Below are 13561 nucleotides of genomic sequence, written 5' to 3'. Positions count from 1 at the left end.
TGCGAGTATGTGCTCAGAACAATCCCCGGCCCGCGTCCCGCGGCCAGCGCCCGGGCCCGTCCCCCTCCCGCGTCCAGACTTCCAGGCCGGCGCGGAACTCGGCGCGCGCGATCTCGAAGGCCCCGAGCGAAAGCAGATGTGTGGTGGTCATCTGGCAATCGATCACCGCAAAATTCCTCGACGCGAGGTACCGGGCGAGGTGCGCAAGCGCGACCTTGGATGCATCCGTGCGGCGGCTGAACATCGATTCCCCGAAGAATGCCCTCCCGAGCCCGATGCCGTAAAGCCCCCCCGCGAGCTCGCCATCGCACCACGCTTCGACACTGTGTGCATGGCCGAGTTCGTGCATGCGGCGATAGGCTGCCTGGATCTCCTCGGTGATCCACGTCCCCCCACCAGGCTCCCGCGGTGCCGCGCACGCAGCGACGACATCGGAAAACGCCGTATCGAAGCGAATCTCGAAGCGATGCTGGCGCAAGGTTCGGCCGAGCGAGCGGGAAATTTTCATCCTCGACGGAACGAGCACCAGTCGGGGGTCCGGACTCCACCAGAGTATCGGTTCACCCGCGCTGTACCACGGGAAGATTCCCTGTCGGTACGCGGCGAGCAACCATTCCGGTGCAAGTTCGCCCCCCGCGGCGAGCAGGCCGGGTGGGTCAGCCAGCGCCGATTCGACCGGAGGAAACCGCGGACTGCCGGTGAGCCAGGGAATCATCGCCGGCGCTCATTGCGCCCGGATCGGGCCGACCAGTGGGCGCTCCTTCACCGCCTCGTCCGACCCTTCGTGAAAGGTGACGACATGATCGACGTCCAGTCGGATCCCGATCCGCTCGCCGAGCGCGTGATTGTGGTGACTCGGCACCAGCGACAGCACTCTTGCTCCGCTCTCGAGTTTCAGCGTATAGAGGATGTCCGCCCCGCGGAAAGCCTTGTGCACCACCTCCGCCTGCAGCGTACTCGTGTCGTCGTGCACGATGTCGTCCGGCCGCAGGAGCACCGACACCGTGCAGTCGCGGTCGCAGTTGCCGCAGCCGATGCCGCACTCGACGGGAATTGCGCTGTTAAGCGTTCCGAGTTCGACCCTGACCTCATGGTCGTTGAGCACCAGCCCCTGAAGGAACACCCCCTGTCCGATGAAGTCGGCGACGAAACGATTGGCGGGCCGGTGATAGAGGTTGTACGGCGTATCCCACTGCTGGATGCACCCCTCATTCATGATCCCGATCTCGTCTGCAACCGCAAAGGCCTCGTGCTGGTCGTGCGTGACCAGAATCGCGGTCGTGTTCGTCGCCTTGATGATGTCGCGCACCTCGTAGGACAGGCGTTCGCGCAGCTCCACGTCGAGGTTCGAAAACGGTTCGTCGAGCAATAGCAGGCTGGGGCGGGGGGCAAGTGCGCGGGCGAGGGCGACCCGCTGTTGCTGGCCTCCCGACATCTCGTGCGGGTATTTGTGCCCCTGGCTGGCCAATCCGACGACGCGCAGCAACTCCGCGACACGTTCGCGACGTTGCTGGGCTTCAAGGTGACGCAAACCGAACTCGATGTTCCCGGCAACCGAAAGGTGGGGGAACAGCGCGTAATCCTGGAACACCATTCCGATACGCCGCCGCTCGGGCGGAACATGCAGGTCGCTCCCGCTTACCACGGCGCCATCGAGCCGGATCACCCCGGACATGACCGGCTCGAAACCGGCTATGCAGCGCAATACGGTTGTCTTGCCGCAGCCGGACGGCCCCAGCAGGCAGCCGATGCTGCCCTTTTCGAGGCGAAAAGAAAGATTACGGACAACCTGATGACCTCCGTACGCGAGATCGATGCCGGCCAGCTCGAGGTGGGACATGGAGATTCCGATACAGCGTTGAAAAGTGCGATGGCCATTATTGCATCGCGGTAAGCGAAATGGGATGAATTATAATTCTCGATAACCTGCCGCGTGGAATGGACCTCGCGGCGTGACCCCGTCGGGAGCGAGATGAGATTTCTGGAAGGGCTGGGAAAGTTGCACGAGCGCTGGTCGTCCCTGACGGCCGGGTCGCTGCTGGTCTCCGTTTTGATCGCGATGCCGGTGATCTCCGTCTTCTCGAACGTGTTCGTGGGAGGTACCGCGGGGACATGGAGCCACCTGTCGTCGACCGTTCTGCCGGAGTTCATCCGCAACACGCTGATCCTGTGTATCGGCGTCGGCCTCGGCGTATCTACGATAGGCGTCGCGACGGCCTGGCTGACCACCATGACCGAATTTCCCGGGCGTCGCTTCTTCCAGTGGGCACTGGTCCTGCCGCTCGCCGTCCCGGCATACGTGATGGCCTATGTGTACACCGATTTCCTCCAGTTCGTCGGCCCCCTGCAAACCGGGCTGCGCGAGGTCTTCGGATGGAAGGCGGGAGACTACTGGTTCCCCGACGTCCGCACCGCGGGTGGTGCGGTCGCGATGTTCATGTTCGTCCTGTACCCCTACGTCTACCTCCTGGCCCGAACCGCTTTCCTCGAGCGCGCGTCCGGAATGCTGGAAGCCGGGCGGTCCCTTGGGCTCGGCCCCTGGGGCAGCTTCTTCCGCGTCTCCCTGCCCCTGGCGCGACCCGCGGTCGTTGCCGGATCCGCCCTCGCGCTGATGGAAACGCTGGCGGATTTCGGAACCGTCTCCTACTTCGGTGTTCAGACCTTCACGACCGGCATCTACCGCGCCTGGTTCTCGCTCGGCGATCGCGTCGCCGCCGCGCAGTTGTCCGCGGTGCTGCTGGCCTTTGTCGTGCTCGTGCTGGTGCTCGAGCACGCCAGCCGCGGACGGGCCCGGTTCAACAACACCTCTCGCCAGCAATCAGCGCCGACCCCGGTCCGGCTGTCGCGTCCGCTGGGCCTTGTCGCCGCGCTGGCGTGCTTCATGCCGCTCCTGCTCGGTTTTCTCTTGCCCGCCTTCCTGCTCGTGCGCATGGCGCTCGTTGACGGCGACGCGCAGTTTGGCGCTCGCTTCGTGCAACTGGCGCGCAACAGCTTCGTGCTCGCCCTCGTCACGGCACTCCTCGCCGTGCTGCTGGCGATCCTCCTCGGCTATGCCGCACGGCTGTCACGCACGCACCTTCCCCGCGTTCTGAATCGCATCGTAGGACTCGGTTACGCCGTGCCGGGTTCGGTTATCGCGGTGGGAGTGCTTATCCCTGTCACGCGGCTCGACCACGCGATTGCGGCCTGGTTGGAGGGGGTGACGGGCGTCAATCCGGGGCTTGTGCTGACCGGTGGAATCGCCGCCCTGGTGTATGCTTACCTGAGCCGTTTCCTTTCCGTCGCCCTGCATACGGTCGAAAGCAGTCTCGGCAAGATCACCACGAACATGGACGACGCTTCGCGCAGCCTCGGTATCGGGAAGTGGGCGACGCTGCAACGCGTCCATGTCCCGATCCTGCGGGGCAGCCTCCTTACTGCCGGTCTGCTCGTGTTCGTCGACGTGATGAAGGAATTGCCGGCGACCCTGGTCATGCGGCCGTTCAACTTCGACACCTTGGCGACGCAGGCGCACACGCTCGCGTCGGACGAACGGCTGGCCGAGGCATCGACCGCTGCCATCACGATTGTCGCCGTTGGCCTGCTGCCGATGTTCATCATCTCGCGCCAGATTGCGCGCGGGAACCGGCGCACAGTCGAGGAAACGGAAGTCTAGATTGCGTTTCGAATGAGAAAGATTGCGGAGGTTAGGGGATGACAATCAAGATATTGTTGTGGTGTGATGATTTGATTAACCGCATGCGCCTCGAGTCCGAGTGGAAGGCCTCGGGTGCGACCATGCTCAAGAAGCGCGGCACGGAAACGCCAGACTGCATCGTGGTCGATCTTGCGGTGCGTAATGCTTGCGATCACATCACGCAGTTGCGTGCGAACTTTCCCGAAGTCGATATCATCGTTTTCGCTCCGCAATATGATCCCGAGGCATTCGAGGCGGCCAAGCAGGCTGGGGCGACCGAGGTCGCCGCGCGCGGATCGATCGTCGAGCGAGTGTCACGTCGTTTTCCCAAGTGAACGACTCGCCACAAGGCCAAGGCGTCCGCAGTACCCGCTGCAGGCGAGACTTTTTGAGCAAGAACAAGAGCGTGCAAGCCCGAACGATGGGATAATTCGACCATGAATGCACCGCAATCGACCTCTCCGCGTCGTCGCCTGCAGGAACTGCTGGCGATACCCGACAACCAGCGCTCCGACGCCGAATGGGACGAGCTCAACGAACTCGAGATCAGCCTTGCCCCCGGGAATCGTGAGGGCGCGCCCGACCCGAACCTCAGGCGCCCGACCCCATCGACCGGGCTGGGCGTCAAGCCGGCCCGCGGGCCGCGCCAAGGGGGCCGTCCGCAAAAGCAAGGCGGACAAGGCAAGCCTCCCGCGCAGCAAAAGCCGGCAGCCCCCCCAAAGAACGCCACTCCTGCGGCCCCAAACGCAGACGAGGTGCCGGCCAAGAAGCCTGCACGCAAGTTCCGCAAGCGTTCCCCGAAGCCGAATACGACACCGAGCCCGCAATCCGAGTAAGGAGGTCGGTCTGCAACATGCTCGTTTCGGGCGCGTTGCGGGGGTAGTACAAAAAATGACGCCTTCCGGTCAAACCGGAAGGCGTCATCCTTTTCCCTTCTCGCTCTTGTCGAAATTAAGTCTGCGACGGAGCCTCCGCCGCAGACTTAACGATCAGCGGAAGCCCGCGCGGTCGTAGATCTTCTGCGCTTCGGCGGTCGTGCTGGCGAGTTCGCCGATCGGCAGCGTGTCCGCCTTGAACTTGCCAAGTGTGTCGAGCGCAGCGTTGCTCACCTTGACGTTCGCGACAACGGGCCACTCGTTGTTGCCGTTGGCGAAGTAGGCCTGCGCCTCGTCCGACGCCAGATACTCGAGGAACTTGACCGCGGCACCCTTGTTCGGGGCGTTCTTCAGCATGCCCGCGCCCGAAATGTTGATGTGCGTGCCCCAAGTATTCTGGTTCGGCCAGACGGTGCCGATCTTCGCGACCACGGCCTTGTCCTCGGGCTTGTCGGAATTCATCAGGCGCGCAAGATAATAAGTGTTGGCGATCGTCACGCCGCACTCGCCAGCCGCGACTGCCTTGATCTGGTCGGTATCGCCGCCCTTCGGGGCACGAGCGAAATTCGCGACCACGTTTTTGGCCCAGGTTTCGGTCGCTTCAGCGCCGTTGTGCTTCACCAGGGCCGCCCCGAGGGAAATGTTGTACGGGTGGCTGCCCGAGCGCGAGCAGATCTTGCCCTTGAGTGCGGGGGAGGCGAGGCTTTCGTAGGTCTGAACATCGTCCGCCTTCACCGAATCCTTGTTGTACACGATCACGCGAGCGCGCGTCGAATACGCGTACCAGTTCGCGGCACGCAGATGCGCGGGAATCCGCTCTTCCAGCACCTTGGACTTCACCGGCGCAAAGATCCCGAGTTCGTCTGCCTTGGCCAGGCGCGATGCATCGACGGTGATGAAGACATCAGCCGGGCTGTTCGCACCCTCGTTGCGGATGCGCTCGAGCAGCTCATCTTCCTTGGCTTCGATCCGGTTGATCTTGATCCCGGTCTGCTTGGTGAAGTTTGAATACAAGGCCTCGTCGGTCTGGTAGTGGCGCGCCGAGTACAGGTTCAGCTCCGTGTCGGCGGCGATGGCCTGGCCGGACAGGGCACCGATGCCGGTGAGGATGGAAGCGATCAGCGTCTTTTTCATCGGGGGTTTCCTTGTTTCGTCATGAGGTGATGGCGCAATACTATCGAGAACAATTCTTACTTGCAAATAGTTCGCATTGCAGGCACTATAGTTGCGAATGATTCGCAATACCGACGAGGAATAACATGGATGCACTGATTGTGGGAGCTGATCGCCTCGGCAACATTCCGAATGTCCTGTCGGAATTCGGGATCCGCATTGCCGGGCACGTAAGCGGCCGGGAAACGGCTCACCAGCGCCGTAGTGCGACTCTGCCGGCCGGGATAGGAATGGTGATTCTCTTCACCGACTTCCTCGGACACAACGTAATGCAGCGTTTCCGTGAAGCGGCAAGCAAGGAAGGTGCGGCGGTCGTGTGTTGCCGGCGATCCGTATGTGCGCTCCAGCAGGCACTCGGAAAACGGGTGGATCGGAGCAACTGCGCGGCTTGCCGTGCAGACTGCGCCAAGCACTGAAGTGCCGCGGAGGAGGGCGCCTCGACGCCTGCCGCGTTACTTACAGGCAGGTGAATTCGATGACGTCGTGACTTTCCGCGGTGGATCTGCCAAGGGCGATACGCCCGCGTTTTCGCAGCACGACTTCCTCGTGCGAAAGTATGAACTCGCGTTCACCGTCAATGGCGACGAAGGTGCCGTTACTGCTCCGGTCGACAAGAACGAACTTGTCGCCACGCAGTTCGATGTAGGCATGTTCCCGCGAGGCGCGCGTGTCCGTTACGCGGATCTCCGAAGAACTTCCGCGCCCCAGTCGTGCGCTCGGAGCCTGAGCGTTCAGGGTCATTGAACGGTCCGCAATGCTCAGTCGCAACTCCGCTGCGTCTTCAGCACCGAGTTGCACGCTCTGAACCACGGTCAGATCGCCCGCGGATTCACACACCAATTCGAACGGCGCCGTCAGGCGCGACACCCCCCGCAGGCTTCTGCTCTGGAGCGGATGCATGAGATTGCGCCATTCCGGCTTGAGCGCAAGGACGCTTTGTTCGGATGCAATTGCACGCCCGGGTGTCGCCAGTTCGAGCAGACGGGCCGCCACATTCACCGTGTCGCCAAAGACGTCCTCGTCGCTAACGATCACCGTTCCGGTATGGAACGCGACGCGCACCGCCATTTTGTGCCCCGACACGCGAGGCAGATCCTGAACGACGTAGTGAATCCGTATCGCCGCCTCGGGCGCGTTGTTCGCGTCGGGAAAAACGGCGAGCAGTCCATCCCCGGTGTTCTTGATTACCCTGCCGCCGCAGGCCAGGATTTCCTGTCGCATCCCGAGCAGGCATTGCTCGATCAGGCGGTAGGCGGCGGCGTCCCCGGCGCGCTCGTAAAGCTGCGTGCTGCCGGCCAGGTCGGCAAAAAAAACGGTACAGGTCTCAGGGGAGGTTTCGGGAGCCGACATCGTTTCATTATAAGGAAAGGCGGACATGTGCGACGCACAATCGAATCCGGAAATCGCCGGATTTGGGGGCGGATCGCGCAATCCGCTATAATTCGGGCATTAAAGATCCGGATCGAAACCCCGTTCCGGCTCATTCTCTGCCGGTTGTCGCGGTCATCCCCGACGTCGCAGCGAAAGCGTCATCGCCTCCCCGGCTTTGCATATTTCCGATTGTCTGGAGCGTTCCGATGTCGCGCCATTGCCCTTGTGGGCGATGGGGTCGAATGCCGCGCCACGGACGGTCGTCGTGCGGGCTGATGCTGACCGTCGCGCCGCCGGATATTGCCTGTTTTCGAGGAGTTGAAATGGCGAAGGAAGAACTGCTGGAAATGGAAGGTGTCGTGAATGAGGTACTTCCCGACACGCGCTTTCGTGTGACCCTCGAAAACGGCGTGGAAGTCCAGGCTTACGCTTCGGGCAAGATGCGCAAGCATCGTATCCGCATCCTGGCCGGCGACAAGGTCAGCGTCGAACTGTCACCCTACGATCTTACCAAGGCGCGGATCAGCTTCCGCCACAAGGAAGAGCGAAGCGACGCGCCTCCCCCGCCGCCGCGCCAGTACCGCGGTCGCTGAGTGTTTCGCTTTCCCGGCCGGTCGAATGCGCGCCTCGCCGGGAGCGCCAGCTTTCTCGCTTCTTGATACGGCGCGACATGGACAGCGCCGAAGAGTCGCGTCGCACCGGCGAAACGGCCCGCAGCCCCTTGATCGCGGAGGCCGCGGCTTGTTTCTGACCTGAAAGCCCCGATTCGCGGGGCGCGCCTTCAACCGAAGAAGCGCCGTTCAGCTTCATCCCCGATCGCCATCCCGGTCGCCTTGGCGCGCGATAGCAATTCCCAGAAATACCGATACGAGGCCCGATCGTGGAGCTTGCCCTTGTGCTGGGTCGGCCCCCAGCCAACGGCCTGGGCATTGACGAGAATCTCGACCGCGGCTTCGACCTCCGAGAAGTCCGGGCGCATCGCCTCGACGATGGGCCGGATCTGGTTCGGATGGATGCTCCACATGCGCAGGTAGCCGAACTCGCGGCGCGCACGGTCCGCATCCCCACGTATGTAATCGAGATCCTTCAGCTCGGTGGTGACGTTGTGGGACGGGACGACGCCATTGCCGAGCGCCGCGGCGGCGATCTCGACTTTGGCCCGGACCACCAGCGGGTGTGTGAACTGCCCGGGGCTGGTCATCGCGCTTCCGGGGATCGCTCCATGATGTCCGGACACGAAATCCATGAGGCCGAAGTCGAGTGACTCGACGCTATCCAGGGCAGCGATCTCCCATGCTTCGCGTAGCGCCCCATGCGTCTCGATCAACACGTGCACCGGAATCGCCTTGTCTATTCCGTGCGACGCTTCGACCGCGCGCAACGCCCGGATTTGTTCCGCAGCGTCACGCGCGGAGCGGACTTTGGGCAGTGTGACGAACGCCAGGCGGCGCCCCGCCAGCCCGACAAGAATTTCGAGGTCCTGCTCCCAATGTCCGTGCGTGATGTCATGAATGCGTGCACCGACGCGACCGAAACGATTGTCTCCTGACAGAATCATTTCGGCAGCCATCGTCGCATGCTCGGCCTCGGCCCCGGCATGAGCACCATCCTCGCAGTCGCAGGTCACATCGAAGATCGGCCCGAGCTCCTGCTGCAACTGCAGAGCCTTTCGCATGAGCTTCTCCGAGCCCGCGTAGTGATCGACGGCGGGTAGCGCCGGAAAGGGTTTTTCCCCGGCAAAAAGAACGTCGGCAGGGTGTTGCATGGCATTGTCCATAAACGTGTCGAGGGTTCGATTCTGCTTAAACTGCCGGACAAAAAAAAGCCGCGGCGCTCAGCCGCGGCTCTTCCTTTTGATGTTGCGCCTGCTGATTACTTCAGCATGTCGGCAACGGCTGCGCGCTCGTCTTCGAGCTCGGCGAGGGTCTTGTTGATCTTCTCGCGCGAGTACTCGTCGATCTCGAGGCCCTGGAGAATCTTGAATTCGCCGTTCTTGCACTCGCAGGGGAAGCCGAACACCACGCCGGCCGGGATGCCGTAGGAGCCGTCGGAAGGAACGCCCATGGTGACCCAGTCGTCGGAGCCGAGGGCCCAGTCGCGCATGTGGTCGATGGCAGCGTTCGCAGCCGAGGCGGCGGACGACAGGCCGCGTGCGTCGATGATCGCCGCGCCGCGCTTGCCGACGGTCGGCAGGAACACGTCGTTATTCCAGGCGTGGTCATTGACGAGCGCCTTGACCGAATCGCCATTCGAGGTGCAGAAGCGGTAATCGGCGTACATCGACGGCGAGTGGTTGCCCCACACGACCATCTTCTTCAGGCTCGAGACCGGGCGGCCAGTCTTGGCGGCGAGTTGCGAGAGGGCGCGGTTGTGATCCAGGCGCAGCATGCCGTGGTAGTTGTTCGGGTTGGTGCGCCCGACCTTCTTGGCAGCGGCGGCGGCAATGTAGGCATTGGTGTTGCAGGGGTTGCCGACGACGAGGACCTTGACGGTCTCCTTGGCGTTCTCGGCAATCGCCTTGCCCTGAACGGTGAAGATCGCGCCGTTCGCGGTCAGGAGGTCGGCGCGCTCCATGCCGGGGCCGCGCGGACGGGCGCCGACGAGCAGGCAGTAGTCGGCATCCTTGAATGCGACGTTCGGGTCGTCCGTCGCGACCATGCCGGCGAGCAGCGGGAAGGCGCAGTCTTCCAGCTCCATCATGACGCCCTTGACCGCCTTCTGGGCCTGCGGCAGATCGAGCAGTTGCAGGATCACGGGCTGATCTTTGCCCAGCATTTCGCCGCTGGCGATGCGGAACAGCAGGCTGTATCCGATCTGGCCGGCAGCGCCGGTGACGGCGACACGGACGGGGGCTTTGCTCATCTGAGTACTCCCTCTAAAGCGAATTGAAGAGAAGACGGTTTTGATTGTAGATCTTGCGCCCGCGATTGCAGCTCGGCGTTCGACTATGGAATCCGCGAAAGCGGTTTCCGGGGCGGGAGGATGGTAGAAGCAAGTCCAGTGCGTGTCAATTAATGTCACTTGTCTTATATAAGACATTAGACCGATAATGGACGTTCGAAAAAATTTGTGATGAAATGCGCCCATGGCACAGGAATCCCCAACCTTCAGTCCGCTTTACCGGCAGATCAAGAGCTTGATTCTTCAGGCACTTGAGTCGGGCGAATGGCGTCCCGGGCAGGTGATTCCGAGCGAGCAGGAGCTCGCCTCGCGATTCAGCGTCTCGCAGGGGACGGTCCGAAAGGCAATCGACGAGATGGCGGCCGAGAACCTTCTCGTGCGCAAGCAGGGCAAGGGCACCTTCGTTGCGTCGCACAACGATCCGCGTGCGCTTTTCCGATTTCTGCGCCTCGTGCCGATGGATGGGGATCTCGCTCACCCGCAGAGCGTGCCGATGGACTGCTGGCGCGCCAAGGCGGGACAGGAAGCGTCGCGCATGCTCGGCATCGAGCAGGGCGAGCCCATCATCATCGTACGACGCCTGCTCAAGTTCGCCCAAAAACCGGTGGTCATCGACGAGATCTATCTACCGGGCGAGATTTTCCAGGGCTTGACCCTTGAGGTGCTGCAGAGCTGGAACGGATCGCTCTACAGCCTGTTCGAAACGCGCTTCGGGCTGCGCATGATTCGCGCGCAGGAGCGGATCCGTGCAGTGGCGGCCGACCGGTCCACCAGCGAGACATTGCGCGTGCAGGAAGGCACTCCGCTTCTGTCGGTCGAGCGCGTCACATACACCTATGGCGATAAACCGGTCGAATGGCGGCGCGGCCTCTATTCCACGGCCGAGCATTTTTATCTGAATGAGCTGAATTGAGCGGGCGGGGCGGCGGAATGCATAGCTTCCGCGTATATAATTCCCGCGCTTTGCAAGTTGGGAGAACCGCGTCGGGCAACCGTCGCTAAACTAGGGGTAAAACAATATGTCAGAAGCCATAGTGCGCAAGCAGCGGCCCAAATTCCTGGCCCTGCACGAGATCCGGCTGCCGTTGCCGGGTATCGTATCCATTCTTCATCGGGTCAGCGGGGCGGGGCTGTTCCTGATGATGCCGTTCCTCCTGTACCTGTTCGATCGCAGCCTCGCTTCGCCCGAGTCGTTCGCAGCGTACAAGAGCGTGGTTGGCAACCCGCTCGTCAAGCTCCTTCTGCTGGGGCTGCTCTGGGCGTACCTGCATCACTTCTGTGCGGGCATCCGCTTCCTGCTGCTCGACCTCCACAAGGGCATCGACCTTCAGTCGGCCCGCAACAGCTCGCGCATCGTGCTGGTCGTCAGCATCGCGCTGACCGTGATCATCGGAGTGAAGCTATGGTAAATCGTATCGTCGTCGGTGCTCACTACGGCCTGCGCGACTGGATCGCGCAGCGCGCAACCGCGCTGTTCATGGTGATCTTCACCATCCTTTTCGCCGCGGCTGCCCTCGGTCTTCCCGAGATGACCTACCAGACCTGGTCCGGCCTGTTCCGCAACGGCATCGTGCGTTTCTTCGCATTCCTGTTCTTCCTGGCGCTCTTCTATCACGCCTGGATCGGGGTGCGTGACATCTGGATGGATTACATCAAGCCGGTCGGCGTGCGTCTGACCCTGCATCTCGTAACGATTTTCCTGCTCGTCGGCTACGCCGGCTGGGCTGCGCAGATTCTTTGGAGGCTGTGAGCGTGACTGTCGCTAAGCGTACTTTTGACGCAGTTATCGTCGGCGCCGGTGGTGCCGGTCTGCGTGCGGCCCTGCAACTTTCCGAGGCCGGCCTGAAGACCGCCGTGCTCACCAAGGTCTTCCCGACCCGCTCGCACACCGTGGCGGCACAGGGTGGCGTTGCCGCCTCGCTCGGCAACTCGACGGAAGACAACTGGCACTGGCACATGTACGACACCGTTAAGGGGTCGGACTGGCTGGGCGACCAGGACGCCATCGAATTCATGTGCCGCAAGGCCAACGAGGTGGTCGTCGAGCTCGAGCACTACGGCATGCCCTTCGACCGTACCGACAACGGCAAGATCTATCAGCGTCCGTTCGGCGGTCATTCGCAGAACTACGGCCAGTCGCCGGTGTCCCGTTCCTGTGCAGCTGCAGACCGTACCGGTCACGCGATGCTGCACGCGCTCTACCAGCGCAACGTGCGTGCGAACACCCAATTCTTCGTGGAATGGATCGCGCTCGACCTGATCCGCGATCAGGATGGCGATGTCGTCGGTGTCACCGCGCTCGAACTCGAAACCGGTGAAGTGTCGATCTTCCACTCGAAGGCGACGATTTTCGCCACCGGTGGTGCCGGCCGCATTTTCTACAGCTCGACCAACGCCTTCATCAATACCGGCGACGGCGTCGGGATGGCCGCACGTGCGGGCATCCCGCTCGAGGACATGGAATTCTGGCAGTTCCACCCGACCGGCGTGGCCGGCGCGGGCGTGCTGATCACCGAGGGCGTTCGCGGCGAAGGCGGCATCCTGCGCAATGCCTCCGGCGAGCGCTTCATGGAGCGCTACGCGCCGAACCTGAAGGATCTGGCTTCGCGCGATGTCGTGTCCCGCTCCATGGTCACCGAGATCAACGAAGGTCGCGGTTGCGGTCCCGACAAGGATCACGTGCTCCTCGACATCACGCACCTGTCGCCCGAGACGATCATGAAGCGTCTCCCGGGCATTCGCGAGATCTCGATCCAGTTCGCCGGCGTCGATCCGATCAAGGCGCCGATTCCGGTCGTCCCGACCTGCCACTACCAGATGGGCGGCATCCCGACCAACTACAAGGGCCAGGTCGTCGTGCCGAAGGACGGCGAGCCGAACTCCCCCGTCGTCGGCTTCTATGCTGCCGGCGAATGTGCCTGCGCCTCGGTGCATGGCGCGAACCGTCTTGGCACGAACTCGCTGCTCGACCTTCTGGTCTTCGGCAAGTCGGCCGGCGAATCTGTGGTCGAGGACATCCAGAGCGGCAACCTGTCGCTGAAGCCGCTGCCGGCCGACGCCGCCGATGCTTCGCTGGCGCGGATTTCCCGGCTGGAGAACCAGACCGGTGGCGAGAGCGTTGCGGAAGTGGGGCAGGCGATGCGCCGCACCATGCAGAAGCACGCCGGCGTGTTCCGTTTCGACAAGCTGCTGAAGGAAGGTGTGACCGCCATCCTTGACGTTGCAGAGCGTTCGAAGCGTACCGAGATCAAGGACAAGTCCAAGGTCTGGAACACCGCGCGCATGGAAGCGCTGGAACTCGACAACCTGATCGAAGTCGCGAAGGCGACGATGATTTCGGCCGAGGCCCGCAAGGAGTCGCGTGGCGCTCACGTGCGCGACGACGCGCCGGATACCGCGGAATTCCCGAACGGCCGCAACGACAATGAGTGGCTCAAGCACACGCTGTGGTATCGCGAAGGCAATCGCCTCGAATACAAGCCTGTCACCATGAAGCCGCTGTCGCACGACGTCGAGCCGATCGCGCTCGCCAAGCGCACCTACTAAGTGCGGGAGAGATAGTTAA

The 13561-nt window shown here is 62.6% G+C and carries 15 protein-coding genes; 9 read left to right on the top strand and 6 right to left on the bottom strand.

What is annotated here, in order from left to right; genetic code table 11:
• Positions 1-13 precede the first annotated feature (13 nt).
• Both aat and GO615_RS10290 read right to left on the bottom strand, forming a co-directional pair.
• On the bottom strand, positions 14-715 hold the full coding sequence (gene aat, locus GO615_RS10295; RefSeq protein WP_169127605.1) for a leucyl/phenylalanyl-tRNA--protein transferase: 702 nt from the start codon (positions 713-715) through the stop codon (positions 14-16).
• Between the two features lie 9 nt (positions 716-724).
• The gene (locus GO615_RS10290) at positions 725-1840 is read right to left on the bottom strand and encodes an ABC transporter ATP-binding protein (RefSeq protein WP_169127603.1); all 1116 of its coding nucleotides are present in this window, start codon (positions 1838-1840) and stop codon (positions 725-727) included.
• Positions 1841-1972: 132 nt separating this feature from the next.
• Here GO615_RS10290 and GO615_RS10285 point away from each other — a divergent pair, with 132 nt between their 5' ends.
• The 3 genes from GO615_RS10285 (at position 1973) to GO615_RS10275 (ending at position 4512) form a co-directional block, all read left to right on the top strand.
• Entirely contained in the window at positions 1973-3655 is a 1683-nt protein-coding gene (locus tag GO615_RS10285; protein ID WP_211167033.1) for an ABC transporter permease, read from the top strand.
• Between the two features lie 38 nt (positions 3656-3693).
• A complete protein-coding gene (locus tag GO615_RS10280) occupies positions 3694-4011 on the top strand; it encodes a response regulator (protein WP_211167032.1) in 318 nt (105 codons plus the stop codon).
• Between the two features lie 102 nt (positions 4012-4113).
• Positions 4114-4512: a hypothetical protein gene (locus GO615_RS10275; protein WP_169127601.1), complete on the top strand. Its 399-nt coding sequence runs from the start codon at positions 4114-4116 to the stop codon at positions 4510-4512.
• Between the two features lie 153 nt (positions 4513-4665).
• Here GO615_RS10275 and GO615_RS10270 read toward each other — a convergent pair whose 3' ends face one another.
• Positions 4666-5685 (bottom strand): Fe(3+) ABC transporter substrate-binding protein, encoded by a 1020-nt coding sequence (locus tag GO615_RS10270; protein WP_169127599.1) that lies wholly within the window; start codon positions 5683-5685, stop codon positions 4666-4668.
• A 125-nt stretch (positions 5686-5810) separates the two neighbouring features.
• Between GO615_RS10270 and GO615_RS10265 the strand changes: the two genes are divergently transcribed.
• A complete protein-coding gene (locus GO615_RS10265) occupies positions 5811-6140 on the top strand; it encodes a DUF2325 domain-containing protein (RefSeq protein ID WP_169127597.1) in 330 nt (109 codons plus the stop codon).
• A 40-nt stretch (positions 6141-6180) separates the two neighbouring features.
• Here GO615_RS10265 and GO615_RS10260 read toward each other — a convergent pair whose 3' ends face one another.
• Positions 6181-7101 (bottom strand): adenylate/guanylate cyclase domain-containing protein, encoded by a 921-nt coding sequence (locus GO615_RS10260; RefSeq protein ID WP_246262220.1) that lies wholly within the window; start codon positions 7099-7101, stop codon positions 6181-6183.
• Positions 7102-7418: 317 nt separating this feature from the next.
• Between GO615_RS10260 and infA the strand changes: the two genes are divergently transcribed.
• Entirely contained in the window at positions 7419-7688 is a 270-nt protein-coding gene (gene infA, locus GO615_RS10255) for a translation initiation factor IF-1 (protein WP_169127663.1), read from the top strand.
• A 188-nt stretch (positions 7689-7876) separates the two neighbouring features.
• Here infA and GO615_RS10250 read toward each other — a convergent pair whose 3' ends face one another.
• Together GO615_RS10250 and GO615_RS10245 are read right to left on the bottom strand one after the other, a co-directional pair.
• Positions 7877-8860, bottom strand: coding sequence for an HpcH/HpaI aldolase/citrate lyase family protein (locus GO615_RS10250; protein ID WP_169127595.1), 984 nt, complete (start codon positions 8858-8860; stop codon positions 7877-7879).
• A 107-nt stretch (positions 8861-8967) separates the two neighbouring features.
• Positions 8968-9957 (bottom strand): malate dehydrogenase, encoded by a 990-nt coding sequence (locus GO615_RS10245; RefSeq protein WP_169127593.1) that lies wholly within the window; start codon positions 9955-9957, stop codon positions 8968-8970.
• Between the two features lie 223 nt (positions 9958-10180).
• Here GO615_RS10245 and GO615_RS10240 point away from each other — a divergent pair, with 223 nt between their 5' ends.
• The 4 genes from GO615_RS10240 to sdhA all read left to right on the top strand — a co-directional run bounded on the left by GO615_RS10240 (position 10181) and on the right by sdhA (position 13542).
• Positions 10181-10909: a GntR family transcriptional regulator gene (locus tag GO615_RS10240; protein ID WP_169127591.1), complete on the top strand. Its 729-nt coding sequence runs from the start codon at positions 10181-10183 to the stop codon at positions 10907-10909.
• 106 nt (positions 10910-11015) lie between these two features.
• Positions 11016-11405 carry a succinate dehydrogenase, cytochrome b556 subunit gene (sdhC, locus tag GO615_RS10235; RefSeq protein ID WP_169127589.1) on the top strand — a complete coding sequence of 130 codons (390 nt, stop codon included), beginning with the start codon at positions 11016-11018 and terminating at the stop codon, positions 11403-11405.
• Entirely contained in the window at positions 11399-11746 is a 348-nt protein-coding gene (gene sdhD / locus GO615_RS10230) for a succinate dehydrogenase, hydrophobic membrane anchor protein (protein WP_169127587.1), read from the top strand. Before sdhC ends, sdhD begins: the two co-directional genes overlap by 7 nt.
• A gap of 2 nt (positions 11747-11748) precedes the next feature.
• A complete protein-coding gene (gene sdhA / locus GO615_RS10225; protein WP_169127585.1) occupies positions 11749-13542 on the top strand; it encodes a succinate dehydrogenase flavoprotein subunit in 1794 nt (597 codons plus the stop codon).
• Positions 13543-13561: the final 19 nt, after the last annotated feature.

Source organism: Aromatoleum evansii (genome assembly GCF_012910805.1).
GTDB lineage: Bacteria > Pseudomonadota > Gammaproteobacteria > Burkholderiales > Rhodocyclaceae > Aromatoleum > Aromatoleum evansii.
This window is presented reverse-complemented; position numbering and strand designations above follow the sequence as displayed.

Coding starts and splice junctions, on each gene's coding strand:
- aat (WP_169127605.1), bottom strand. CDS start 715: ATGATTCCCTGGCTCACCGGCAGTCCGCGGTTTCCTCCGGTCGAATCG.
- GO615_RS10290 (WP_169127603.1), bottom strand. CDS start 1,840: ATGTCCCACCTCGAGCTGGCCGGCATCGATCTCGCGTACGGAGGTCAT.
- GO615_RS10285 (WP_211167033.1), top strand. CDS start 1,973: ATGAGATTTCTGGAAGGGCTGGGAAAGTTGCACGAGCGCTGGTCGTCC.
- GO615_RS10280 (WP_211167032.1), top strand. CDS start 3,694: ATGACAATCAAGATATTGTTGTGGTGTGATGATTTGATTAACCGCATG.
- GO615_RS10275 (WP_169127601.1), top strand. CDS start 4,114: ATGAATGCACCGCAATCGACCTCTCCGCGTCGTCGCCTGCAGGAACTG.
- GO615_RS10270 (WP_169127599.1), bottom strand. CDS start 5,685: ATGAAAAAGACGCTGATCGCTTCCATCCTCACCGGCATCGGTGCCCTG.
- GO615_RS10265 (WP_169127597.1), top strand. CDS start 5,811: ATGGATGCACTGATTGTGGGAGCTGATCGCCTCGGCAACATTCCGAAT.
- GO615_RS10260 (WP_246262220.1), bottom strand. CDS start 7,101: ATGTCCGCCTTTCCTTATAATGAAACGATGTCGGCTCCCGAAACCTCC.
- infA (WP_169127663.1), top strand. CDS start 7,419: ATGGCGAAGGAAGAACTGCTGGAAATGGAAGGTGTCGTGAATGAGGTA.
- GO615_RS10250 (WP_169127595.1), bottom strand. CDS start 8,860: ATGCAACACCCTGCCGACGTTCTTTTTGCCGGGGAAAAACCCTTTCCG.
- GO615_RS10245 (WP_169127593.1), bottom strand. CDS start 9,957: ATGAGCAAAGCCCCCGTCCGTGTCGCCGTCACCGGCGCTGCCGGCCAG.
- GO615_RS10240 (WP_169127591.1), top strand. CDS start 10,181: ATGGCACAGGAATCCCCAACCTTCAGTCCGCTTTACCGGCAGATCAAG.
- sdhC (WP_169127589.1), top strand. CDS start 11,016: ATGTCAGAAGCCATAGTGCGCAAGCAGCGGCCCAAATTCCTGGCCCTG.
- sdhD (WP_169127587.1), top strand. CDS start 11,399: ATGGTAAATCGTATCGTCGTCGGTGCTCACTACGGCCTGCGCGACTGG.